27 protein-coding genes are annotated in these 22,759 nt (G+C 72.3%); 18 read left to right on the top strand and 9 right to left on the bottom strand.

What is annotated here, in order from left to right:
• Positions 1 to 181 precede the first annotated feature (181 nt).
• The gene (locus tag MFF21_RS20705; RefSeq protein ID WP_238313565.1) at positions 182 to 550 is read left to right on the top strand and encodes a hypothetical protein; all 369 of its coding nucleotides are present in this window, start codon (positions 182 to 184) and stop codon (positions 548 to 550) included.
• Between the two features lie 52 nt (positions 551 to 602).
• Here the strand turns inward: MFF21_RS20705 and MFF21_RS20700 are convergent, their stop codons facing one another.
• On the bottom strand, positions 603 to 872 hold the full coding sequence (locus MFF21_RS20700) for a hypothetical protein (RefSeq protein WP_238313563.1): 270 nt from the start codon (positions 870 to 872) through the stop codon (positions 603 to 605).
• A 252-nt stretch (positions 873 to 1,124) separates the two neighbouring features.
• Between MFF21_RS20700 and MFF21_RS20695 the strand changes: the two genes are divergently transcribed.
• Genes MFF21_RS20695 through MFF21_RS20665 form a run of 7 tightly spaced genes read left to right on the top strand, consistent with a single transcriptional unit; the run spans position 1,125 to position 5,365 of the window.
• On the top strand, positions 1,125 to 1,601 hold the full coding sequence (locus tag MFF21_RS20695; protein ID WP_238313561.1) for a Na+/H+ antiporter subunit E: 477 nt from the start codon (positions 1,125 to 1,127) through the stop codon (positions 1,599 to 1,601).
• Positions 1,598 to 1,855: a hypothetical protein gene (locus tag MFF21_RS20690; protein WP_238313559.1), complete on the top strand. Its 258-nt coding sequence runs from the start codon at positions 1,598 to 1,600 to the stop codon at positions 1,853 to 1,855. Before MFF21_RS20695 ends, MFF21_RS20690 begins: the two co-directional genes overlap by 4 nt.
• The gene (locus MFF21_RS20685) at positions 1,852 to 2,148 is read left to right on the top strand and encodes a monovalent cation/H(+) antiporter subunit G (RefSeq protein ID WP_238313557.1); all 297 of its coding nucleotides are present in this window, start codon (positions 1,852 to 1,854) and stop codon (positions 2,146 to 2,148) included. The genes MFF21_RS20690 and MFF21_RS20685 overlap by 4 nt, the downstream gene beginning before the upstream one ends.
• Complete coding sequence (locus MFF21_RS20680) at positions 2,145 to 2,405, top strand: Na(+)/H(+) antiporter subunit B (RefSeq protein WP_238313556.1); 261 nt, start codon at positions 2,145 to 2,147, stop codon at positions 2,403 to 2,405. Before MFF21_RS20685 ends, MFF21_RS20680 begins: the two co-directional genes overlap by 4 nt.
• Positions 2,402 to 3,175 carry an MnhB domain-containing protein gene (locus MFF21_RS20675; protein ID WP_238313553.1) on the top strand — a complete coding sequence of 258 codons (774 nt, stop codon included), beginning with the start codon at positions 2,402 to 2,404 and terminating at the stop codon, positions 3,173 to 3,175. Before MFF21_RS20680 ends, MFF21_RS20675 begins: the two co-directional genes overlap by 4 nt.
• A gap of 1 nt (position 3,176) precedes the next feature.
• The gene (locus MFF21_RS20670) at positions 3,177 to 3,587 is read left to right on the top strand and encodes a sodium:proton antiporter (RefSeq protein WP_238313552.1); all 411 of its coding nucleotides are present in this window, start codon (positions 3,177 to 3,179) and stop codon (positions 3,585 to 3,587) included.
• Positions 3,584 to 5,365, top strand: coding sequence for a complex I subunit 5 family protein (locus MFF21_RS20665; protein WP_238313550.1), 1,782 nt, complete (start codon positions 3,584 to 3,586; stop codon positions 5,363 to 5,365). The genes MFF21_RS20670 and MFF21_RS20665 overlap by 4 nt, the downstream gene beginning before the upstream one ends.
• A gap of 65 nt (positions 5,366 to 5,430) precedes the next feature.
• Here MFF21_RS20665 and MFF21_RS20660 read toward each other — a convergent pair whose 3' ends face one another.
• Complete coding sequence (locus MFF21_RS20660; protein WP_238313548.1) at positions 5,431 to 5,631, bottom strand: hypothetical protein; 201 nt, start codon at positions 5,629 to 5,631, stop codon at positions 5,431 to 5,433.
• Between the two features lie 610 nt (positions 5,632 to 6,241).
• Between MFF21_RS20660 and MFF21_RS20655 the strand changes: the two genes are divergently transcribed.
• From MFF21_RS20655 to MFF21_RS20630, 6 genes are all read left to right on the top strand, one after another.
• Positions 6,242 to 6,547, top strand: coding sequence for an iron transporter (locus MFF21_RS20655; RefSeq protein ID WP_238313546.1), 306 nt, complete (start codon positions 6,242 to 6,244; stop codon positions 6,545 to 6,547).
• A gap of 25 nt (positions 6,548 to 6,572) precedes the next feature.
• Positions 6,573 to 8,123, top strand: coding sequence for a PepSY-associated TM helix domain-containing protein (locus MFF21_RS20650; protein ID WP_238313544.1), 1,551 nt, complete (start codon positions 6,573 to 6,575; stop codon positions 8,121 to 8,123).
• 24 nt (positions 8,124 to 8,147) lie between these two features.
• On the top strand, positions 8,148 to 8,486 hold the full coding sequence (locus MFF21_RS20645; protein WP_238313543.1) for a DUF3325 domain-containing protein: 339 nt from the start codon (positions 8,148 to 8,150) through the stop codon (positions 8,484 to 8,486).
• A gap of 105 nt (positions 8,487 to 8,591) precedes the next feature.
• A complete protein-coding gene (locus MFF21_RS20640; RefSeq protein WP_238313541.1) occupies positions 8,592 to 8,957 on the top strand; it encodes a VanZ family protein in 366 nt (121 codons plus the stop codon).
• 135 nt (positions 8,958 to 9,092) lie between these two features.
• On the top strand, positions 9,093 to 10,628 hold the full coding sequence (locus MFF21_RS20635; protein ID WP_238313539.1) for an ATP-binding protein: 1,536 nt from the start codon (positions 9,093 to 9,095) through the stop codon (positions 10,626 to 10,628).
• A 539-nt stretch (positions 10,629 to 11,167) separates the two neighbouring features.
• Positions 11,168 to 11,401 (top strand): hypothetical protein, encoded by a 234-nt coding sequence (locus MFF21_RS20630; RefSeq protein ID WP_238313537.1) that lies wholly within the window; start codon positions 11,168 to 11,170, stop codon positions 11,399 to 11,401.
• Positions 11,402 to 11,455: 54 nt separating this feature from the next.
• On the opposite strand, the gene MFF21_RS20625 is transcribed toward MFF21_RS20630, so the two are convergent.
• Positions 11,456 to 12,106: a hypothetical protein gene (locus MFF21_RS20625; protein ID WP_238313535.1), complete on the bottom strand. Its 651-nt coding sequence runs from the start codon at positions 12,104 to 12,106 to the stop codon at positions 11,456 to 11,458.
• A 262-nt stretch (positions 12,107 to 12,368) separates the two neighbouring features.
• On the opposite strand from MFF21_RS20625, the gene MFF21_RS20620 reads away from it, so the two are divergent.
• The 3 genes from MFF21_RS20620 to MFF21_RS20610 are packed head-to-tail and all read left to right on the top strand — an operon-like array spanning position 12,369 to position 15,633.
• Positions 12,369 to 13,916 carry a CYTH and CHAD domain-containing protein gene (locus MFF21_RS20620; protein WP_238313533.1) on the top strand — a complete coding sequence of 516 codons (1,548 nt, stop codon included), beginning with the start codon at positions 12,369 to 12,371 and terminating at the stop codon, positions 13,914 to 13,916.
• Between the two features lie 49 nt (positions 13,917 to 13,965).
• On the top strand, positions 13,966 to 15,039 hold the full coding sequence (locus MFF21_RS20615) for an apurinic/apyrimidinic endonuclease family protein (RefSeq protein WP_238313531.1): 1,074 nt from the start codon (positions 13,966 to 13,968) through the stop codon (positions 15,037 to 15,039).
• Between the two features lie 42 nt (positions 15,040 to 15,081).
• Positions 15,082 to 15,633 (top strand): RBBP9/YdeN family alpha/beta hydrolase, encoded by a 552-nt coding sequence (locus tag MFF21_RS20610; RefSeq protein WP_238313530.1) that lies wholly within the window; start codon positions 15,082 to 15,084, stop codon positions 15,631 to 15,633.
• Between the two features lie 4 nt (positions 15,634 to 15,637).
• On the opposite strand, the gene MFF21_RS20605 is transcribed toward MFF21_RS20610, so the two are convergent.
• From MFF21_RS20605 to MFF21_RS20585, 5 genes are all read right to left on the bottom strand, one after another.
• Positions 15,638 to 16,663 (bottom strand): YcjF family protein, encoded by a 1,026-nt coding sequence (locus MFF21_RS20605; protein ID WP_238313529.1) that lies wholly within the window; start codon positions 16,661 to 16,663, stop codon positions 15,638 to 15,640.
• A gap of 23 nt (positions 16,664 to 16,686) precedes the next feature.
• Positions 16,687 to 18,135, bottom strand: coding sequence for a YcjX family GTP-binding protein (locus MFF21_RS20600; RefSeq protein ID WP_238313528.1), 1,449 nt, complete (start codon positions 18,133 to 18,135; stop codon positions 16,687 to 16,689).
• A gap of 86 nt (positions 18,136 to 18,221) precedes the next feature.
• On the bottom strand, positions 18,222 to 19,418 hold the full coding sequence (locus tag MFF21_RS20595; protein ID WP_238313527.1) for a hypothetical protein: 1,197 nt from the start codon (positions 19,416 to 19,418) through the stop codon (positions 18,222 to 18,224).
• 49 nt (positions 19,419 to 19,467) lie between these two features.
• A complete protein-coding gene (locus tag MFF21_RS20590) occupies positions 19,468 to 19,992 on the bottom strand; it encodes a SixA phosphatase family protein (protein ID WP_238313526.1) in 525 nt (174 codons plus the stop codon).
• A 4-nt stretch (positions 19,993 to 19,996) separates the two neighbouring features.
• The gene (locus tag MFF21_RS20585) at positions 19,997 to 20,977 is read right to left on the bottom strand and encodes an aldo/keto reductase (protein ID WP_238313524.1); all 981 of its coding nucleotides are present in this window, start codon (positions 20,975 to 20,977) and stop codon (positions 19,997 to 19,999) included.
• A 190-nt stretch (positions 20,978 to 21,167) separates the two neighbouring features.
• Here MFF21_RS20585 and MFF21_RS20580 point away from each other — a divergent pair, with 190 nt between their 5' ends.
• The gene (locus MFF21_RS20580; protein ID WP_373325070.1) at positions 21,168 to 21,818 is read left to right on the top strand and encodes a CatB-related O-acetyltransferase; all 651 of its coding nucleotides are present in this window, start codon (positions 21,168 to 21,170) and stop codon (positions 21,816 to 21,818) included.
• A gap of 4 nt (positions 21,819 to 21,822) precedes the next feature.
• Here MFF21_RS20580 and MFF21_RS20575 read toward each other — a convergent pair whose 3' ends face one another.
• Positions 21,823 to 22,674 carry an AAA family ATPase gene (locus MFF21_RS20575; RefSeq protein ID WP_238313522.1) on the bottom strand — a complete coding sequence of 284 codons (852 nt, stop codon included), beginning with the start codon at positions 22,672 to 22,674 and terminating at the stop codon, positions 21,823 to 21,825.
• Positions 22,675 to 22,759 lie beyond the last annotated feature (85 nt).

The raw sequence follows: 22,759 nt of genomic DNA, 5'->3' as shown, positions 1-22,759 counted from the left end.
AATTCGAGAAAAATACACTGTCATACAATTGTCATTATTCGATGAAGTCTTGGGGGTCCTTGCCAGCCCGGACAGTTTCCGACAAGGGGCGAAGGCTCCCCCCTTTGCTCCGATGCCGCGCACCGGACAGACCGGGCGAGAGCGTCTATGCTGGGTTGCGATGCCAGTGCAGGAGACAACCATGCGGGGCTTGTTGAGGGGGCTGGGGCTGGTCGCCCTGCTCGGCGCCGCGCCGGTGGCGTCGGCGCAGGATGCGACCGGGGCGCTTCCCGGCGCCGCGTCGTCGGCGGCGGTGACCGCGGCCATGATCGGGCGGGCGACGGAACAGGCCCTGCGGGAGCAGCAGAACTACGCCGAGCGTCAGGCGGATCTCGACCGGGTGATCGCGGAGCGCGGCCGGCGTGCGGCGGGCTCCGTCTGCCAGGGCTGCGGAAGTTCCGGGGAGCCGCGGCACCAGCGCCGCGCCGGCATCACGCCCAGGGCAGCGCGGGTCGTCGACGAGCCCTATCACGGCCAGGACTTCGATCCGGCCGAAGCCCCTCAGGAGTGAGGACGCCCCGCGACCGCACGGTCATGAGAGGTGGGGAAGAGGCGGCGCGGAATCAGGCGGCGCTCGCCTGCTTGGTCCGGAACAGGGCGGTGCAGTTGTTGTCGCGGTGCATGCTCAGGATCGAGGCGCGGTCGATCGCCGGGTTCTCGGCGAGCACGCGGCGCACGTCCTCCACGACCTTCTCGTAGCGCTCCGCGTCGAAATCCTTCTCCAGTGGGCTGACCGCGATATAGGCCTCGACCACCAGCACCCGCTCGCAGCGCTCCCGCCCGACTTCGACGGCGATCCAAGCGGATTTGACGAGGCGATTGGCGATGAGCATGGCGTAACCTCCGGTCGACGACGCGCGTTTTTCGACGGTGTCTTTTTTGTGGCAGCATGAACCTGCCGGTCGGCGCTGCCAAGGGGGTTGCCGGGGGAAGACCCCGCTTCCGAAACCTTTCCGCGGACGATTTCGTGAGATCCGCCCGCGCATGCGGAGGCGGTCCTCGCGCCGGAACCCCGAGAGCGCGGAACCCTTGGCCGCGACCTTCCGTTGCGCTTGCTCGATCGACGGAACGGCGGAGCCTGGCCGATGGGCCGCACCCTCCTCTCGGGCGCCCTCGCCTGGCTCGGGCTGAGCCTGCTCTATCTCGGCCTCGTCGGCAGCGTCAGCGCCACCGAGGCCCTCGCCGCCGCGATCTGCGGCGCCCTCGGCACGATCTCCCTGCGCTGGCTCGCCCTCTGCGGGCAGGACTCGCTCAGGGTCCGCCCCGACGCCCTGCGGCCGCTTGCCGGCTCCCTCGCCCGGTTGCCGAAGGAGAGCCTGCGCGTCGGCCTGCGCCTCGCCCGCGGCGTCTGGCGGGGCGGCCCGATCGGCACGGTGCGGGCGGCCACCGAGGGCGAGATCATCGGCTGTCCCTTGAGGGGGGATTCGGCGGAGGAGGCCGGCCGCCGCGCCGTCTCGGTGCTCGCCACCTCGATCACGCCGGACGCCTTCGTGCTGCGCCTCGAGGCCGAGCGCGGCCGCATCCTCGTCCATGTCCTGCCCCCGGGGGCCGCGGCGCGATGAGCGCGACGCCCTTCCTCGTTTCCGCCTGCGCCCTGGTCCCGGCCCTCGCCCTGTCGGGGCTCGCGGCCTATCGCGGCAACATCGCCCGGCGCTTCGCGGCGGCCCAGCTCGCCTCCACCGTGACGGTGGTGGTTCTGATCCTCCTCACCTTCGCGATCGACCAGCCCTCCTCGATCGACCTCGCCCTCACCCTGGTCGTGCTCAGCTTGCCCGCCTCTTTGCTCACCGCCGTGTTCCTGGAGCGCTGGCTGTGAGCGGCCTCGCCGATCTTCTCGTGATCCTGTCGCTCACCGGCGCGGTGCTGAGCCTGTGGCTCGGCGCCCTGGCGGCCCTGCGCCTGCGCTCGGGCCTCGACATCCTGCACGCCGTCTCGTTCTCCAACGCCGTCGCCGGGGCCTGCATCAGCCTCGCCGCCTTCTGTGCGGACGGCCCCTCCCCGCGCTCCTTCAAGGTGCTGGCGATGATGCTGCTCCTCGTCCTGGCGGGGGCGGCCCTGTCCCATGCCACCGGCCGGGCCCTGCTCATCCGGGAGGGCCGGGACGCGTGAGCCTGCTCCTCGCCCTGCTCCTCCTCCTCGCCGCCGCATCGGGCACCGGCGTGGTCCTGATGCGCGAGCCGCGCCGCCAGGTTTTCGCCCTGATGATCAACGGCTTCGTGCTCACCCTGCTCTTCCTCGCCCTGCAGGCGCCGGATGTCGCCCTGTCGGAGCTGGCCGTGGGCACGCTTGCCGTCCCCCTCCTCTTCCTGGTGGCGCTCAGCTCCGTGCGCACGGCGCAATCGAAACGCGGCGAGCCCGACGCGTGAGCCGCCCGCTGCGCCTCGCCCTGCTCGGGCTCGCCGCCCTCCTGCTGCTGCCGGGGCTCGTCGCGGTTCTGGGGGCGATGCCGGGCTTCGGCACCGACCTGCCGCCCTATGGCGCGCTGATCAACGAGATCGGGCCGAAGGAGCGCCACGTCGCCAACCTGGTGAGCGCGATCAATTTCGACATCCGCGGCCTCGACACCCTCGGCGAGGAGTTCATGCTGCTCGCGGCCATCGCCGGCACCGTGGTGCTGCTGCGCGGCTCCCGGGGCAAGAAGGCGACCGACCGCGCCATCCGCCTGCCCGGCCGGCCGGTGGTGCCGCGGGCGGAGGCCGTGACCCTGCTCTGCCGCCTGTTCGGGCCGCCCACCGTGGTGTTCGGCCTCTACGTCGTGCTCCATGCCACGGTGACGCCCGGCGGCGGCTTCCAGGGCGGCGTCATCCTCGCCTCGGGCACCCTGCTCTTCTATCTCGGCGAGGGCTATGCCGGTTGGCGCGCGGCGATCCACGCCGAGTGGCTCGATGCCCTGGAGGGCGGGGGCGCCCTGCTCTTCACCCTGTGCGGCCTCGGGCCGATGCTGCTCGGCGCCGCCTTCCTCGAGAACACCCTGCCGCTGGGCAGCTTCAAGGACCTGTTCTCCGGCGGCCTGATCCTCGTGGCCAACCTGGCCGTGGCGCTGGCCGTCTTCGGCGGCTTCACCCAGCTCTTCCTCGAATTCATGGAGGAGACGCGGGCGCCGGAGGACGACGACGCTTCCTCGGAGGAGGCCTGACATGGGCGCCTTCCTCGGTGCCCTGCCCTATGCGGTGGCCGGCTGGCTCTTCGCCATCGGCCTCTACGGCATCGCCACGAGCCGCAACGCCATCCACCTCGTCGGCTGCCTCTCCGTCTGCCAGTCGGCGACCTACGTGCTGCTGCTCGCGGTCGGCTACCGCTTCGATGCGGTGGCGCCGATCTTCTACGACCACCCGCCCGGCACCCCCGCCGTCGATCCCGTGGTCCAGGCGCTGGTGCTCACCGACATCGTCGTCGGCGCCACGGTGAGCGCGCTGCTCCTCGTGCTGGCGATCCAGATCCACAAGCGGCGCGGCACCCTCGACCCGGAGATGCTGCGGCCGATGCATCCGCAGGGTCCCGGCGCGCCCGCCGGGAGATCCGCGGACGGGAAGGACGGGCGCGCATGAGCCCGGCCGATTCCCTCGCCTGGCTGCCCTCCTCCGTGCTGCCGCCCCTGCCGGTCGCCCTGCCGCTCCTCGTCGGCGCCCTCACCCTCGCTCTGTCCGGCCGGATGCGGGGCCCTCTACCCGACATCCTCGCCACCCTGACGGCGCTCCTCTGCAGCGGCCTGTCCGGGCTCATCGCCCTGCGGGCGGCGGAAGCGGGGCCGCTGGTCTACTGGTTCGGCGGCTGGGCGCCCCGGGCGGGGCAGGCCGTGGGCATCGGCTTCCAGGTCGATGCGGCGAGCGCCTGGATCGCGGCCTTCATCGGCCTGCTCTACGCGGCGGCCTTCGTCTTCGCCTGGGGCTACTTCGCCGAGGTGCACGGGCATTTCCAGGTGCTGATGCTGCTGTTCCTGGCGGCGATGACGGGCTTCTGCTTCACCCGCGACCTGTTCAACCTGTTCGTCTGGTTCGAGGTGATGTCGGTGGCGGCCTTCGCGCTCACCGCCTACCGGCTGGAGAGCTCCGCCCTGTCGGGGGCGCTCAACTTCACCGTCACCAACAGCCTCGCCGGCTTCCTGATGCTCGGCGGCATCGGTCTGATCTATGCCCGGGCCGGCACCCTCGATTTCGAGGGGCTGCGCATGGCGGTGGCCGCCCATCCCCGCGACGCGCTGGTCGCGGCGGCCTTCTGCCTGATCGCCACTGCCCTGATGATCAAGGCGGCGATGGTGCCCTTCCAGTTCTGGCTGGCCGATGCCCATGCCGTCGCCCCGAGCCCGGTCTCGGTGATCTTTTCGGGGGCGATGGTCTCCCTGGGGCTGTTCGGCCTCGCCAAGCTCGTCTGGGTCGTGTTCTCGGCCTCGGACCGGATCGCCGGTACGGTCTCCGACGCCATGGTCTGGCTCGGTGGCGTCACCGCCCTGCTCGGCGGGGTGATGGCCTTCAAGCAGCGTCACCTGAAGCGCCTGCTCGCCTTCTCCACCATCAGCCATGCCGGCATCATGATGCTCGGCATCGGCGCCCTGTCCCAGGCCGGGCTCGGCGGCTTCCTCGTCTATCTCGTCGGCCACGGGCTGGTGAAGGGCGCCCTGTTCATGGTCGCGGGCATCCTCCTCGCCACCCGCGCCAGCATCGACGAGATCGGCCTGCGCGGGCTCGGCCGCGGCCTCGGGCCCACCGGCGCGGCGATGGCGCTGGGCGGCCTGCTGCTGGCGGGGCTCCCCCTCGGCCTGCTCGATCACGGCACCCACCTGCTGCAGGGCGCGCTCGCCCGGGACGGGCATGGTGTCGCCCTCGCCGCGAGCCTCGTCGGCTGCGGCCTGACCGGCGCCGCGGTCCTGCGCGCCGCCGGCCGGATCTTCCTCGGCTGGGGGGCGGTGGCCGGCGACGAGGAACGGGCGCCGAGCGAGGCGGAGCGCGAGAAGGCGGACCGGCCGCTGTGGCTGATGCTGAGCCCCTGCCTTTTCCTGCTCGCCGTCGCGCTCGCCGTGCCCGCCGGGCCGGTGGAGCGCCTGGCGCGGGATGCGGTGCCGGCCTTCGCCCATGCGGGCGGCGCGACCGTCACCGCGGCCGAGGCCGCGCCGTGGCTGCCCTGGCTCTCCGTGGTGCTCGCCCTGGTGGTGGCGGGCTACGACCTGTCCCGCGCCCATCTGCCGGCGGGGCTCACCGGCGGGTTGCGGCGCACCGCCTCCCTGCCCAACCGGATCCTGGAGGCGGCCCATAGCGGGCTCGTCGGCGATTACGTGACCTGGCTCGCCCTCGGCCTCGCTCTGATCGCCGCCCGGCTGATGCTGGCCTGAAACACGAAGAAGCCGCCCCGACGGGACGGCTTGAATCAACGTCAAGTTTCTTGAGGGTGGCCGCTTCAGGAGGCGGCGAGGAGACGGCGGCTGTTGAAATCCACCACGTTGTCGGAGCCGCCCTCCTGCAGCTCGCCCTGCAGGTCCGCCCGGTCACGTCCGGGATTCAGGCTGATCCAGCGCACGATCTTGTCGTCATTGTACCGGCCGGCCCGACGATTGAGCTGGCGCATGACCCAGCCAGGAAGAGTCGTTGAGCTTCGCATGGACGTGTTCCCCACCACAGCGAGCAAAGATCAACATGAGGTAGCATCGGGGTTCATCCCCCAGATGGGGAATGCGGATGCGAATCCCGGGTCGCTTGCGCACAGGAATCGTCAACCATGGCACAGAAGACGCAGTTCCCGAGCCGCGTCTGCCGGGCGCCAGGGGAGCGGGCTCCGACTCGACGATCGGATGGGACGGCGGTGAATCGGCGGCGGAGGCCGCTTTGTCCCGCTTCCGGGCTCTCGCGGGCGCGGCTCCGAAACAATGCAGCATTAATTGCAATCTAGAACGGCATGCGCGGCACGCCTGCAGCCCCCCAGCAGGGCGACGTCGCCTTCGGCGGATCGGGTGGCTCGAACGGGCCCGTCCGGTCCGCCGATGCGCATTCGTCCCGGAGGAGGACGGGCGCATCCTTTCCCAGGCTCGGGAAAACCCCTTCTGCCTCAACCGCTTGATTAGAACGGTTCCATAACATTCGCGTTGCTTCGCGCTGGCCCGGGCTGCTATCCGCGAACCCGGTTCCCGTCGCGGGACCGGTCGCGCCGCGGGTCTCGTCCCGGGGCGCCGGGTCTCCCCGCGGCGTCACGCAGAAATTGAGGAGCGCGTTGCGTGAGTCGGTCCCTCACCCTGGCCGATCGTGCCGCCGTCGCCGGGCGAATCGCGCTCGCGGCTCTCGGCGGCTACGGGCTCGCCGCGCTGCTGACGGCCCTGCTCTCCCTGACCCTTCCCCTCGACCGGGCCGAGGCCGTGACCGCCTCCACCCTGGCGAGCTTTGCCGTCATGGCGCTGGCCGTTCTCTACGTCTTCTCCGCCCGCTCCCTGAAGGCGGCCACCATCGGGCTCGGCCTGCCGCTCCTCGGGCTCGGCGCCGCCCTCTGGCTCGCCCTCTCCACGGGCGTCGGTCAGGCGGGATAGGAACGGCGGTCATGGGGAGGGAGCGATGAGGAACGGTCTGCGCCAGTCCATGGCCTGGCTGCACAGCTGGGCCGGCTTCGTCGTCGGCTGGGTGTTCTTCTGCGTCTTCGTCACCGGCACGGCGAGCTATTACCGGGCCGAGATCTCCGACTGGATGCGGCCGGAGGCCCGGGACCAGGCCGTGCCGGCGAGTCCGGCCGAGCTCGCCCGGGCCGCGGAGACGGGCTTCGCCCATCTGAAGGAGAAGGCGCCCGCCGCCATCGCCTGGTACGTCAACTTCCCCAAGCCCGAGGATCCGGTCCTCGACCTGTACTGGATGACGGCGCCGGACGCCCCGTTCGGCCATGCCCGCATCGATCCCGCGACCGGCGGCGAGCCCAAGGTCCGCGAGACGCTCGGCGGCGACTTCCTCTACCGCTTCCACTACGAGCTGCACATGCCGCCCCTGCTCGGGCGCTATCTCGTGGGCCTGTGCGCGCTAGTCATGCTGGTGGCCCTGCTCTCGGGCATCGTCACGCATCGCCGCATCTTTGCGGATTTCTTCACCTTCCGGCGGGGCAAGTCGGCCCAGCGCGGTTGGCTCGACGCGCACAACGTCACCGGCGTGCTGGCCCTGCCCTACCACCTGCTCGTGATCTATACCGGCCTCGTCACCCTGGCGCCGATCTACATGCCCTTCGGGCTGATGGCGGCCTACAAGGGCGACGAGCTGCGCTTCTATGCGGAGGCCGGGCAGATGGCGGCGCAGCGCCCCTACGCGAACCGGCCCGGGACGCTCGCGCCGGTGGCGCCCATGGTCGAGCGGGCCGCGGGCATGACCCGCCAGCCCCTGGAAATGCTGATCGTCAGCGCCCCCGCCGATGCCTCGGCCACGGTCTCGGCCGTGTTCGAGGAGCCGCATGGCCTCGCCCACCAGCACCCGCAGGTCGTCTTCGACGGCGCGAGCGGTGCGGTGATCGAGACCCTGTTCGCGGAGGCCAAGCCCGCGGTGAAGACCTACGCGGTGATGGTCGGCCTGCACGAAGCTCATTTCGCCGGGCCGGCCCTGCGGGTGCTGTTCTTCCTGTGCGGCCTGATGGGCGTGGCCACGGTGGCGACGGGGCTCGTGCTCTGGTGCGTCGCCCGGGCGCCCCGGCCCGGGGAGCGCCCCTTCTTCGGTCTGCGCCTCGTCGGCGCGCTCAATCTCGGCGTGATCGCCGGCCTGCCGATCGGCATCGCCGCCTATCTTCTGGCGAACCGCCTGCTGCCCCTCGACCTTTCCGGGCGCGGCGACGGGGAGGTGCGCGCCTTCTTCGCGGCCTGGTGCCTCGCCGCCGGGCTCGGCCTTCTGATGCCGCAGCGGGCGGCCTGGCGTGCCCTGTTCGCGGCCGGGGCCGCCCTGTTCGCCGCCCTGCCCGTGGTCGACCTGCTGACGCTCGGCGTCTCGGGCAGCCCGTCCCTGGGGTTCGATGCGGCGCTCCTCGGCGTCGGCGCGCTCCTCGCCTTCGCCAGCCGCAAGGTCGTCGCGGCCCGGGCCACGACCCCGCGCCCGCGGCCGACGCCGGCGGCGGGCCTCGCCCAACTCGAACGGGCCTGACGGCCTCGAACCGGTGACGTGCCCGTGACGCCTTCCGTCCTGCTCCTCAATCTCGGCCTCAGCTTCGCGGCGCTCGCCGCCCTGTGCCTCAGCATGAACCGCCACCATGCCGAGGCCCTGGCCGGCCGGCCCTCGCCGGGCCGGGTGCGGGTGCTGCGCCTCGCCGGCTGGGCCGGCATCGCCGCCTCCTTCGCCGTGGCGGTGCTGCGGGAGGGCTGGAATTTCGGACCCGTGCAATGGCTCGGCGCCCTCACCGGCGCCGCGCTCCTGGTGGTGGCGCTCGCCTCCTATCGTCCCCGGCTGATCCGCCCGGCGGCGCTCGCCGCCCTCCCCCTGGCGCTGATCGTCGCGATCCTGGCCTGAGAGCGGCGGCCCGAGGCTGACGAAATCTTAGGGCATCGGTGGTCAGCAATGGGCCGCACGCGCCTGTGCCTTGACCGATCCCTCCGTCCCGGGCGAGGACTCCCCATGCTCGCCCTCGTTCGCCTCGCCGCCTGGTTCCTGATCGCGGCCCTGGCCTTCGCCACGCTCTCGCCGATCGGCCTGCGCCCGGAGCTGTTCGAATCCGCCATGCTCGAGCGCGCGCTGGCCTATGCCCTGCTCGGCTTCACCCTGGCGCTGGCCTATCCCCGGCATTGGCTCTGGGCGCTGGCGGCCTGCGTGATGCTGGCCGGGCTCCTCGAGGCGGGTCAGCTGCTCGTCCATTCCCGCCACGGGCGTTTCAGCGATTTCGACGTGAAGGCGGTGGCGGCGATCCTCGGCTGCCTCTCGGCCCGCCTGCTCTTCGTGCTCTATCAGCGCACCGTGCGGCCGGACGCGCCGCCGCGGGCCTGACCCGCTCCGGTTCCGCCTGCCGCCCGCGGCCCATCGCCCGCGAGAAGACGTGTGGATCGGCGCGGTGTCCGCGCCGCGGGCCGGGTCTGAGCGTGCTAGAAGGCCCGTTCGGATTCTGAGGCGAACGGAGACAGGATGAGCGTCGCCATCGAGATGGGCACTGCGCTGGGGCCGGGCGGCGGCCCCGCCCTGCTCGACCTCGAAGAGCTTCTCGCGACCCGTCTCCTCGTCCAGGGCAATTCGGGTTCGGGCAAGTCGCATCTCCTGCGCCGCCTGCTGGAGCAGAGCGCCGGGGCGGTGCAGCAGGTCATCGTCGACCCGGAGGGCGATTTCGTCTCGCTCTCCGAGGCGCATGGCCATGTCGTGGTCGAAGGCACCCACGGCGAGGCCGCACTCCAGGCCATCGCCGCCCGGGTGCGGGCGCATCGGGTCTCGGTGGTGCTCAACCTAGAGGCCCTCGACATGGAGGCGCAGATGCGCGCCGCCGCCGCCTTCCTCGGCGGGCTGTTCGAGGCTGAGCGGGCGCATTGGTACCCGGCCCTCGTCATCGTCGACGAGGCGCAGATCTTCGCCCCCGCCGCGGCGGGCGACGTCTCCGACGAGGCGCGCAAGGCCTCCCTCGGGGCGATGACCAACCTGATGTGCCGCGGCCGCAAGCGCGGGCTCGCCGGCATCGTGGCGACGCAGCGCCTCGCCAAGCTCGCCAAGAACGTGGCGGCGGAAGCCACCAACTTCCTGATGGGCCGCACCTTCCTCGACATCGACATGCAGCGCGCCGCCGAGCTGCTCGGCCTCGACCGGCGCGGGGCCGAGCGCTTCCGCGACCTCGCCCGGGGCGAGTTCGTGGCCCTCGGGCCGGCCCTCGCCCGCCGCCCGCTGGCGCTGCGCATCGGCCCGGTCGCCACCGCCGCCCGCTCGGCGCCGGCCAAGCTCATCCCCTTGCCGCAGGCCTCCGAGGCGGATCTGCGCGCCCTCATCCTCACCCGCTCCCCCGACGAGCCGGCCCCGCCCGCCTGGAGCCCGGCTCCGCGCCCGGCGCCGGCGCCCCGCACCAGCACCGCCGATCTCCTGCGCGAGCTCGCCGCCCATCGCCCGGAGCCGGTGGCCGAGACGCCCCGCGACCCGGAGGCGGAGCGCGCCGGCCTCGACGCCGTCCTGCGCGGCCTCGCGGACGATGCGGAGATGCGCGGCCAGCCGGTCGCCGTGATGTACCAGGACTTCCTGGTCCGCTGCCGCATGCGCGGTCTCGACGGGGAGGCCATGGACCTGCCCGCCTTCCGCCGCCGCCTCGGCGTCGCCCGGGCCGGCCTCGACGAGGCGGAGCCCGCCCCCGAGAGCGTGCCGGACGAGCGCTGGGAGCAGGCTAGGGCCGCCGCGGCGCAGCTGCCGGAGGAGGTGCAGGGCGTGTTCCTGCTCATCGCCCGGGCGGCCCTGGCCGGCGCGCCCTGCCCCGGCGATGCGGCCTTGGCGCGGGCCATCGGCAGCCGCTCCCCGGGCCGGGCGCGGCGCCTGCTCAGTTACATGGAGACCCGCGGCCTCGTGGTCTGCCGCACCGGCTTCCGCGGCACCCGCGTCGCCGCCCTGCCCGGCCTCGGCTGCGAGACCGCCCCCGGCGATCCCCGTGCGGCGGAGGCCGAGCCGGACGAGCCGACGCTGTTCGCGGCGGAGTAGCCGTCGCCTTCTCGCCCGGCTGGCCGGGAGGGGTGCGATTCGCGGCGATTCGACAGGAGCGGTGAAAGCGCTCGTCCCGGATCCCCGCGGAATGCCGCGCGGGGGTCAAAACCCTGTGTCCGATTGAGGCAGGCCTGCGTTCCGCCGCCCGGGGATCCGGCTCGGGACCTTCCAACTCAAGGTCGAAGAACAGTTTCAAACAATTGTAATGATTAAAGAAAACGCCCTGATCTTCGGCCGTCGCAAGCAATGCCCGCGGCCCGTTGCGGGTCGTTCACCGTCTTCGTGATGGTCTGTGCATGCATGGCGGGGGGGACGCCAGCACTTGTTTGCCGCAGCAAGAACCCCAGTTATAACAGCGGGATGCGCCGTTGAGTCTCGGTTTTGGATCAAGCCGCCGCGAAACGGGTCCCGACGTTTCTGAAGTTCCACCGGAGATCGACCGCATAGCGACAAACGGCCTGACCGCACAAGGGGTGCGGGACGGAACGGCGCTTCTGTGTGGATCCTCTCACGGTCGAGACACGAGTTCGACACGCATGAACCAGATGCTCCGCATCTCGCAGTTCGACGATGCCAACGCCATCGAGGAGCCCTCCGAGAAGCTGCGCGTGCCCTTCGCGCAGTCGGGCGCCTTCGTCTGCAAATACATCATCGGCGAGCCGAACGACCGCGCCGTCTGCTGCGGCGCCCCGGTCGCGGACGGCAAGAGCTGGTGCGCGTTCCACCGGCGGATCGTGTTCGAGCCCGCCCGCCCCGGCCGGATCCGCTAAGCCTTTTGAACCCCGGTCGCGGCGCTCGTCGCGCCCGCCGGGCCGGATCCCGCCTCAGAAATCGTCCTCCACGCTCACCGGCCTGAGGCTGCGCGCCACCGTGCCGTCGGGGTAGCGGACGGTGCGGGCGCGCATCACCAGGAAGCCCGCCGCCCGCGCCCGGGCGATGCGGTGCGCCCGCTCGTCCTCCCAGCCCTCGCGTTCCAGCCGGCGCCCGACCATGACGGGATAGTCCCGCGGGGTCGGATAGGCCGGGCCATAGGCGAAACCGTCGACGGCCCGCGCCGGAGCGCGGTCGCGGACGAGCACCGGGCCCGCCTCGCGCCGCGGCGGCCGTGACCGCGTCGCCACCCGGGTCAGACGTGCCTTCGCCGGCGCCGCTTTGACCGTCCGCGTCCGCTGCGCCGTCGCGCGGCGCGGGGGCCGGGCGAGGCCGGAGGCGGCGGGCGTCGGGCTCTGCCGGGCCACCTTCCCCGGCCGCTGGCGCTCCTGCGAAGACGGCGCCCGCGCTCCGGCGACGGGCGCGGCCCTCTCCGCGGCCTTGGCGGATTCCGCGCTCTTGTCCGGTGCCGCGGTGCGGGCCGGCGGATCGGTCCAGCTGCCCTGGCCGGGCCTGGCCTCCCGCCCGCTCTCCTGGGCGGAGGCGGCGAGGGTGCCGAGCAGGAGCACGAGAAGAGCGGTGACGGAGCCGGTGCCGTGGGACATCTAGCGTTCTCCCGTGGCGGTCTCGGCCGCCGGAAGCGTCGCGCGAATCGCCGAAGGCCGGGACGGACGGCGCCACGGCAGATCGGCCGGCGGGTGGCAAGCTTAGCGAAACCCGGTGCTCCCGTCGATCATTCCGTTCATGCAAAGCGCGCCGGCATCGGTGCGGAGGCTTGACGCCATGCCATGCATCCGCGCGAGGTGGCGGGCGTTGGAGGGGCGCGGCGCGCTGCCGCGATCCACCGCACGGAGGGTGAGAGGACGCATGTCGGGTGCCCGCGAGATCGAGCTGAAGCTGGAATGCGACGGCCCGGACCTCACCGCGCTCTCGGCGCATCCCCTGCTCCAGGCGGAGGCCGAGACGGAGCCCCTCCTCCTCTCCGCCACCTATTTCGACACCCCCGCCCGCGACCTGCGCGCGGCCGGGCTGTCCCTGCGGGTGCGGCGGGAGGGGGAGCGGATCCTCCAGACGGTGAAGGGCGCCTCCGCCTCCACCGGCCTGTTCGACCGGCCGGAATGGGAGCGGGAGATCGCGGGCAACGCGCCCGATCCCGCGGCCTATGCCGACACGCCCGTGGCCGCCGTGCTGGCGAAGGCGGACGATGCCACCCTCGCGCCGCTCTTCGTCACCGCGATCGAGCGCACCGCCCGCACGGTGCCGTACGGCGCCGCGACCATCGCCATGACCCTCGATCTCGGCCGCATCGAGAGCGAGCTGGGCGACGCCCCGGTCTGCGAGCTGGAGCTGGAGCTGAAGCAGGGCCAGCCCGCCGACCTCTTCGCCCTCGCCCAGGCCCTGGCCGAGACCGTGCCCCTGCGCCTCGGCGTGCTGAGCAAGGGCGAGCGCGGCGACGCGCTGATCGGCGAGCGCCTGCACAAGCCCTCGAAGGCCGGCACCACGCCCCTCGACCCGGAGGGCACGGCCGGGGAGGCCTTCGTGCAGATCGCCCATGGCTGCCTGCGGCACCTGCGCCTGAACGAGGACGTGTTCCTGTTCAATCGCGACCCCGAGGCGCTGCACCAGATCCGCGTGGCCGTGCGGCGGCTGCGCTCCGCCTTCACCCTGTTCAAGCCGATGCTGAAGGAGGACGCCGCCGCCGAGCGCCTGCGCGGGGAGATCAAGCGCGTCACCGCCCCCTTCGGCGAGGCGCGCAACCTCGACGTCTTCCTGAGCGAGACCCTGCCCGCCGAGATCGAGCGGCGGCCCCACGAGCCGGGCCTGCCGGAGCTGCGGGAGAAGCTGCTCCCGAAGCGCGCGGCGAGCTACGACGCGGTGCTCGCGGTTCTGGGCAGCCCGGAATGGCGCGCCCTTCTCATCGATCTCGTCACCTGGCTGGAGGCGGGGACCTGGCACAAGGCGGAAGGGCTGCCCGAGCGCGACCGGCCGGCGGTGGACTTCGCCGCGGACGTGCTGCAGCGCCTGCGCCGCCGGGTGCGCAAGCGCGGCAAGCACCTCGCCGATCTCGAGCCGGAGGCGCGCCACCGCCTGCGCATCGAGGCCAAGAAGCTGCGCTACGGCGCGGAGTTCTTCGCGCCGCTCTTCTCCGACAAGAAGGCGCGCCGCCGGCACAAGGCCTTCGTCGTCGCCCTCTCGGACATGCAGGACCAGCTCGGCGCGCTCAACGACCTCGCCACGGCCCACGCCATCGCCCGGATGCTGACGCCGCAGGAGCCCGGCGCCGAGACCCCTGGCCCGGCCCTGTTCGCGGCGGGGCTGACGGCGGCGGACAACGAGGCCCATGCCGGCGACCTCATCGAGAAGGCGGAGACGGGCTTCGACGCCCTCGTCGACGTGAAGCCGTTCTGGAGTTGAGAAACGCTCGCTGAAACGGGCGAAACCGGGCCTGGGGCGTTGTCGGGTCATGACCCGGCCCGCCTCCCCGCCCCGCCTCGGCTTCTGCTGCAAGTTCATCCCCGACGAGGAGCCCGGCCGCCACGCCACCCTCAAGGCTGCCCGCGCGGCGGCCCTGGCGATGAATCTTACCGGCACCACCATGGCGCATCTCGGCAAGCTCGCCCCGGCCGCACGCCGGGCGAAGATCGAGGGGATCGTCCGCCACAACCTCGCGGCGCTCGGGCGGCAGGTGGCCTGGGTCGCCGGCCGGCCGCCCCTGGAGCGCCTGATGCGCATCAGCAGCGACGTGCTGCCGGGTTTCAACCATCCCGTCGCCCGGGACATCTACGCGGCGCCCGAGCTCCGGCGTCTCATCGAGACGGGGCTCGGCCGGATCGGCGAGGCGGCGCGGGCGGACGGCGTGCGCCTCAGCATGCATCCCGGCCCCTTCTGCATCATCGCCTCGCGCAACCCGGAGGCGCAGCGCAACGGCATCGCCGAGCTCGAATACCACGCCGAGATCATGGGGTTGCTCGGCTATGGCGGCGGCTGGCATCCGCATGGCGCCCACGTGAACATCCATATCGGCGGGCGCGAGCCGGGCATCGAGGGCTTCCGCGAGAACCTGCCCCTGCTCTCCCAGGCCGCCCGCGACCTGCTCACGGTGGAGAACGACGAATCCCTGTTCTCCCTGGACGCGGTGCTGCGGCTCGGCGACCGCGTGCCGATCGTCCTCGACCTGCATCATCACTGGGTCGAGAGCGGCGGCGCCTATCTCGAGCCGGAGGATGCGCGCATCCCCGCGGTGATCGCTTCCTGGCGCGGGGTGCGCCCGGTCAGCCATATCAGCGTCTCGCGGGAGGCGCTCCTGGCCGATCACGACGTGCGCGTGCTGCCGGACTACGCGGCCCTCTCGGCCGCGGGCCATTCCCGGCGCGACCTCGCGGCCCATTCGGACGGGATGTGGAACGAGGCGGTGAACGCGCTGGTGGCCCGCCACCTCGCCTGGAGCGATTTCGAAATCGAGGCCAAGGCCAAGAACCGCGCCTCGACCGCGCTCGCCGCCTGGATCACCCGCCGGCGGGCCAGGGCCGCCGCCTGACCGCATCTCGACGCTTCCCCCGCCAGGCGCTATCCCGGCCCCATGAAGACTGCCGACGCCGAGATCCTGATCCTGCCGGGCTATGCCGGCTCCGAGGAGGAGCATTGGCAGGCGCGCTGGGCCGCCAAGATGCGCACCGCCCGCATCGTCGCCCAGGACGACTGGCACAACCCGGACCCGGAGGGCTGGCGCACCCGCATCGCCGAGGCGGTGGCGGCGGCGACGCAGCCGGTGATTCTGATCGCCCACAGCCTCGGCGTGGTCGCAGCGGTGGAGGCCGCGCCGCGCTTCGCCCCCGGCAAGGTGGCCGGCGCCCTGTTCGTCGCCTTTCCCGACATCGAATCCCGCAACGACCTGCCCGAGAGCGTGCGCGCCTTCGCCCCGGTGCCGCGCGACCCCCTGCCCTTCCCGTCCCTGGTGGTAGCGAGCCGCAACGACCCCTATTGCGACTACGCCCGCGCCGAGGACTTCGCCTATGCCTGGGGGGCGGCCATCGTCGATGCCGGCGAATCCGGCCACATCAACGTCGCGAGCGGCCACGGCCCCTGGCCGGAGGGCCTGATGCGCCTCGCGGGGTTCATGAAGACGTTGTGAGAGGTCAACCCTCCTCCCGCCCGAGCTTCAAAAGCTGCCCCGCCACGTCGTTCACGGTCGGCGGGGTCTCGCGGGTGAAGGGGAGCGGGCGGCAGACCGCCATGGCGGCGAGGCCGAAGCGGGCGGTCATCAGGCCGTTGAGCACGCCCTCGCCGAGCTTGGCCGAGACGCGGGCGGCGATGCCGAGGCCGAGCACCTGCTGCAGCATGCCCTCGCCGAGCGCCATGCCGCCGGTGACGGTGAGGTGCCCGACGGCGGCGCGGGCCAGCCGCAGGAAGCCGAGCAGCCCCGGCCGCCCGCCATAGATCGCCGCGATCCGGCGCAGCAGCCGCGCGGCGGCGAAGACCACGAAGGCCACGTCGACGATGGCCCGGGGGCTGAGCGCGGTCACCGCCGAGACCTGGCTTGCGGCCTGGGCGATGGCGGCCTTGGCCTGCCGGTCGAGGGGGGCGACGAGCTCGTGCTCGGCCAGCCCGATCCGGTCGTCCACGTCGAGGATGGCGTCGCCGAGGGCGGCCAGCCGTTGCCGGCCGGCGGCGAGCGCCGCCCGGTCCGCGTAGAAGCCCTGCAGCTCGCGCACCACGCCCTGCGCCGCGCTGTGGTCGCGCTCCCGCAGGGCGGCGATGGCCCGCTCGCGCAGGGCCTCGATCTTGCGCTCGCGCCAGACGCCGGCGACCTCCCGCGTCACGATGGCGAGCAAAGCCACCAGCGCCACCCCCAGCAGGGCGAGGGCGACCCAGCCGAGCCAGGGGGCGGAGGAGAACAGGTCGGCGATCAGCCGCTCGATCGAGAGGCCGATCCCGATCGAGACGAGGCCGCCGAGCGCCGCGAACAGGATCGACAGCCAGGGCGCCCGGCGTTTCACCGCCACGGGCACCGGCGTGCCGTCGGCGGCATCCACGATCTCGAAGGGCTCCTCGACGAGGCGCACGTCCGGGTTCGGCGGCGGGGCCGCCGTCTCCGCCTCGGGTGTGGCGGAGGGCGCGCCGGAGGGCATGCGGAAGGCGCGGGGGCGCGGGCCGGAGGACATGGATCAGGACCTTTCCGAAAGCCTCACGCCAGGCGGTCCCCGATCAGGAACTGCATGGCCCGGTCGAGCCGGATCTGCGGCAGGTGGCCGGGACGGCCGAGGGCGTCGGGCCTGACGAGGGGCGGGCGGAAGCGGGGGAAGCGCAGCGAGCCAGGCGACACCGCGCCGGACAGCACCGATTCGACATTCGCCGGCAATTCGCCCGGATAGATCGCCGCGTCGGTCTCGCCGTCGAAGACCTCGTCGCCGACCTGCTCTCCGGCCTCCGGGGTGCCGGAGACGGTGCGCAGGACCTCGTCGCCGTCATGCACCGTGGTCTCCCGGGTCGCCCGCACGGAGGCGAGCGCCACGGTGCCGACCCGGGCGCCGGCGGCCTCGGTGCGGCGCATGGCCCGGGCGACGAGCAGGCGCAGCAGGGCGTCGAGGCGGTCGTGGCTGGTCTGGTGCAGGTGGTCGGCCTTGGTCGCCGCGAACAGGATCTTCTCCGCCCGCGGCGCGAATAGCCGCGACAGGATCGTGTTCCGCCCGATCCGGAAGGACAGCAGCACCGCGTCGAGGGCCTCCTCCAGCTCGGCCAGCGCCGCCGGCCCGGCATCGACCGCGGAGAGCACGTCAACCAGCACGATCTGGCGGTCGACCCGCTGGAAATGGTCGCGGAAGAAGGGCACCACCACCTTGGCCTTGTAGGCCTCGAAGCGCCGCTCCATCAGCCCGGCCAGGCTGTCGGGCTTCAGGGTCTCCGGCAGGTGGTCGAGGGGGGCGAAGGTCAGCATCGGCGAGCCGGCGAGGTCGCCCGGCATCAGGAAGCGGCCCGGCGGCGTCGTCGCCACCGCCTCGGGGCCGTTGCGCAGGGCCGCGAGGTAGCCCTTGAAGCTGTCCGCCGCCCGCTCGGCCACAAGCTCGTCCAGCGGCGCATTCGCTTCGAGGCCCTTCAGCACGGCGAGCCAGGGGGCGGCCATCCCCGCCCGCCCCACCCGGCGGGTGCCGGCGATGGTGGCCCGCGACCAGCCGACATAGCTCTGCTCGATCAGGGCGAGGTCGAGCAGCCATTCGCCGGGATAATCCACCACGTCGAGCATCAGCGTGCCCGGCCCGGAGAACCAGCCGCCCTTGCGCTCGTACTCGATGGCGAGACGGAACTGGCTGATCCGGTCGGTGGAGCGCGGCCAGTGCCGGGCCTCGGTGAGGGCGGCGAAATGCTCCTCGAAGGGGAAGCGCGGCACGTCGTCGTCGGGCTGGGGCACCAGCCGGGCGCGGCGCAGCCGCCCCTCCTGCGCCGGGGCGAAGGCCGGCAGGGCATGGGTCTCGACGAGGTGGTGGATCAGCGCGGTGGTGAAGACCGTCTTGCCGGAGCGGGCGAGCCCGGTCACGCCGAGCCGCAGGGTCGGCTGGACCAGGAGATCGCTGGAGGCTTCGGCGAAGGCCTTGAGCGCGGAACCCGCTTGCGCGGCGTAGTCGGACAGGGGCGGCAAGGATCGGTATCGCGCTTCTCGTCGGGAGGCTGGGCATCAGGTGGCGCAGGCGGGGGGCTGCCGCAAGGCCTCGCTCGCAGCTAGGCTCACCGCGCCTCGGCCGAGGTCGAGCGCGCGGTGAGCCGGGCGATCGCCGCGGCGACGAGGGCGGGCGCCGCGCGCAGGGTGCCGAGCTCGACCGCGGACATGGCCAGCATCACCGGGGCGAGCCGCTCCGTCGGCGTGCCGTCCGCCTCGAACAGGCGCAGGTCGTCCTCGGGCTTCAGCCCCACGCTCGACGCGATGCGGGCGGCGTAGTTGCGGATGCGGGTCTCGTCATTGGCGCAGAACGGGGTGGGCAGGCGCAAGTCGAGCAGGCTGCCGCTCGGCAGGCCCGCGGCGATGGAGGGGAGCACGGCGGCCTCCGCGACGAGGCGGTCGGGGGCGAGCAGGGCGGCGGGGTCGGCTGCGCCGCTCGGCCGGGCGGCGGCAAGCGGCTTCGGGGCGGGCGCGGCGACCGGCTTGTCGGCCGGCTTGGCCTTCGGCGCGGCGGCGATCCCGGTGGCGATGTCGGCGACGGGCTTGAGCGGCGGCAGGGCCGCGGCGACCCGCCCGGGCCTGCCGCCGGGATGGCCCGCGAGCTGCGCCCGGGCCGACCACGGCTGGACCCGCAATCCCCCGCCAACAGATGGCCGCACGGCCGCGACACGCCGCGGCGCGCCGCCGCGCAGGTGCCGGGCGAGATAGCGGGCGCGGAGTGTCCGACCGATCCCCTTCGGCGCGAGGGCGCCGGAGACCGGCTGCGCGGGGAGGCTCGCGGCCGTCACGGCCGCCGGGGATGCGGCGCATTCGGCAGGGGCCCAGCGCCGCACGATGGCGAGCGCGCTGCGCCGTCCGAAGGCGCGATAGTAGCGGCGCAGGAGCTGGGCGGCGGCATCGGCCCCCTCGGCGGCACCTGCGAAGGCGGTGTGGTTTTCCGAATCGCCCCCGATCTCGCCGGTCCAGCCGGCCCGCTTGATGCACCAGTAATTGTTGAGCTTCACGCAGCGGGCGACGAAGCCCGGATCCTCGGCCGCGTGGCGCACCACGAAGGCGAGGCTCGCCGGCAGGAGCGACTCCCCCGCCTCCGACCGCCAGTTGGAGACTGCCCGGGCCACGGCGCTGAAAGCCGGCGGCTCGGGCGCGGGGGCGGACCGTTCCAGCTGGGGTGCCGGCAGGGCGGCGATCTGCACCCGCGCGGCCGCGAGCCCGGCCTCGGCCCGGGGCAGCAGGGTCGTGACGGCGAGCAGCGCTTCGAGGAGCAAGGTCCGGCCCCGGTTGTTCGGTGAGGAACGGCGCCGGGGCGGATTCGGTTCAGGCCTCCTCCTCCGCGAGGGTCCGCGGAAGGATCAGCCGCACGAGCCGGCCGGTGCCCGGCGCCACCGCTTCCCAGCTTTCCGCCTCGGGGAAGTCGATCACCGCCACGGCGGCGGTGGGCAGGTTGTCCCGCAGGGTAGCAAGCGCCTCCGGCTCGCCGGTGCCGGCGAGCGACAGGCCGAGCTTCTGGAAGCCGGGATTGTGGCCGATCATCATCAGGCTCCCGGCCCTGTCCGGCGCGGAGTGGATTGCCGCCAGCAGTCGGGACGCGGCGGCCTCGTAGATCGAGGGCACGGTTTCCGCCTCGAGACTCCCCAGGTGTTCCCGCACCAGGGCCCAGGTTTCCTGCGTGCGCCGCGCGGGCGAAACGAAGACATGGGCCGGCACGAGGCCGTCGGCGGCGAGCACCGCGCCGATGCGCGGGCCGTCCCTGCGACCCCGGGCGTCCAGGGGCCTGTCGAGATCGGCCACGCCGGGGGGATGATCGGACTTGGCGTGGCGCAGGAGGATGAGGCGGCGCATGGCTTCAGGCAAATCCGACGATCGCGTGGGGCATGTAGGGCGCTTCCAGCGCGGCGATCTCCTCCGGCGTCAGGACGAGATCGAGGGCGGCGACGGCATCGTCGAGATGCTCCGGCTTCGAGGCGCCGATGATCGGCGCGGCCACGCCTGGCCGCGACAGCACCCAGGCGAGCGCCACCTGCGCCCGCTTCACGCCCCGCGCCTCAGCGATGGCGGCGACCGCCTCGATCACCTTGCCGTCGGCTTCCGCGGTCCGGTCGTAGAGGCCCTTACCGACCTCGTCGGTCTTCTGCCGGTCGCTGACGGCCTGCGCGTCGCGGGTCAGGCGGCCGCGGGCGAGCGGGCTCCAGGGCAGCAGCGCGATGCCCTGGTCGGCGCAAAGCGGCATCATCTCCCGCTCCTCCTCCCGGTACAGGAGGTTGAGGTGATTCTGCATGGTGGCGAACCGGGTCCAGCCGTGCAGGTCCGCGGTGAAGAGGGCCTTGGCGAATTGCCAGGCGAACATTGAGGAGGCGCCGATATAGCGCGCCTTGCCGGCCTTCACGACGTCGTGCAGCGCCTCCAGCGTCACCTCGATCGGCGTGTCGTAGTCCCAGCGGTGGATCTGGTAGAGGTCGACATAATCCGTGCCGAGTCGCTTCAACGAGGCGTCGATCGAAGAGAAGATCGCCTTGCGCGAGAGACCGCCGGCATTCGGCTGGCTCTTGAGCGGGAAATAGACCTTGGTCGCGAGCACGATGGCGTCGCGGTCGGCATAGTCCTTCAGAGCCCGGCCGACGATCTCCTCGGAGGTCCCGTCCGAGTAGTAATTGGCCGTGTCGAAGAAGTTGATGCCCAGCTCGAGGGCCTTCTTGATGAAGGGCCGGCTCTGCGCCTCGTCCAGCGTCCAGGGATGGGGCCCGCGCTCGGGCACGCCGTAGGTCATGCAGCCGAGGCAGAGGGGCGAGACGTCGAGGCCGGTGCGGCCGAGCTTTTTCGTCTTCATGACATGCGGTTCCTGTCCATGCCGGCTCCTCTGCCGAAGCGACCCATGGTGCGCTCCTTGAGCGGCCAGTCCGACATCCTGATGTCCCTCGGCGGGTGGCCTGTCATGTGCGCAAGATCACTTGCACGGGGCGTGCGCCTCCGCTGTCTGCGCGGCCCGGCCATTCCGCAGATGCAAGGAGGCGAGAGCCGTGCCGCATGATCCCCGCTTCGGCCCCGATCCCGACGCCCTGCATCCGATGCCGGGCCATCCGAGGGTGACCTTCGTCAAGAACCTGCTCCTGCCGGAGAACGTCTCGGTCGGCGCCTACACCTACTACGACGATCCCGAAGGCCCAGGCGCCTTCCTCGACAGCATCCTCTATCACTTTCCCTTCATCGGCGACCGCCTGCGCATCGGGCGGTTCTGCGCCATCGCTGCAGGCACGCGCTTCGCCATGAACGGCGGCAACCACCGGATGGCGGGTCCCTCCACCTATCCCTTTGCGATCTTCGGCGGCGGCTGGCGCGGGCGCTTTCCCGAGGAGCTCGATTTCCCGAAACGGGGCGACACGGTGATCGGCAACGACGTCTGGTTCGGGCTGGACAGCACGATCCTGCCCGGCGTGACGATCGGCGACGGGGCCGTGGTCGGCGCCCTCTCGGTGGTGACGCGCCCGGTGCCGCCCTACGCGGTCGTCGCCGGCAACCCGGCCCGGATCCTGCGCCGGCGCCTGAGCGAAGCGGACGCCGCCCGCATGCAGCGGATCGCCTGGTGGGATTGGGATGCGGAACGGATCACGCGCCACCTGCCGCTGATCAGCGGGGGTGACGTCGACGGGCTGGAGGCGGTGACAGCCTGACGCCTCAGCCGCCGCGCCCCTCCCGCCGCATCATGAAGGCCAGCTTCTCGAACAGGCTCACGTCCTGCTCGTTCTTGAGGAGCGCGCCGTGCAGCGGCGGGATGAGCTTGCGCTCGTTGGTCTCGCGCAGGGTCTCCGGCGCCACGTCCTCGGAGACGAGGAGCTTGAGCCAGTCGAGAAGCTCCGAGGTCGAGGGCTTCTTCTTGAGGCCGGGCACTTCGCGGGTGGCGAGGAAGACGCGCAGGGCCTCCTCCACCAAGCGTTGCTTGATGCCCGGGTAATGCACCTCGACGATGCGCTTCAGCGTCTCCCCGTCCGGGAAGGCGATGTAGTGGAAGAAGCAGCGGCGCAGGAAGGCGTCCGGCAGTTCCTTCTCGTTGTTCGAGGTGATGATCACCACCGGGCGGTTCTCCGCCCGCACGGTCTGCCCGGTCTCGTAGACGTGGAACTCCATCCGGTCGAGCTCGGTCAGGAGGTCGTTGGGGAACTCGATATCGGCCTTGTCGATCTCGTCGATGAGCAGGACCGGGCGCACCGGTGCCGCGAAGGCCTCCCAGAGTTTGCCGCGCCGGATGTAGTGCGCGATCTCCGAGACGCGCGGATCGCCGAGCTGGGAATCGCGCAGGCGCGAGACCGCGTCGTACTCGTAGAGTCCCTGCTGCGCCTTGGTGGTCGACTTGACGTTCCAGGTGAGCAGGGGCGCGCCGAGTCCCTTGGCGATCTCTTCCGCCAGCACCGTCTTGCCGGTGCCGGGCTCGCCCTTCACCAGAAGCGGGCGCTGCAGCACGATCGCCGCGTTGACCGCCGCGGTCAGATCGGGCGTGGCGACGTAGGTCTCGGTTCCGGAAAAGCGCATGGGGGCTCGCATCGGAGAGGGAGAGGTCCTGAACTAGCCCGCCCCCTCCCCCGCGGCAACGCGCGGCTCGTCCGGCGGGGCTTTC

Source organism: Methylobacterium organophilum (genome assembly GCF_022179465.1).
In the GTDB taxonomy this organism is placed as follows: Bacteria; Pseudomonadota; Alphaproteobacteria; order Rhizobiales; family Beijerinckiaceae; genus Methylobacterium; species Methylobacterium organophilum.
Note: the sequence above shows the minus strand (reverse complement) of the source record. Positions and strands in the feature narration are given on the sequence as shown.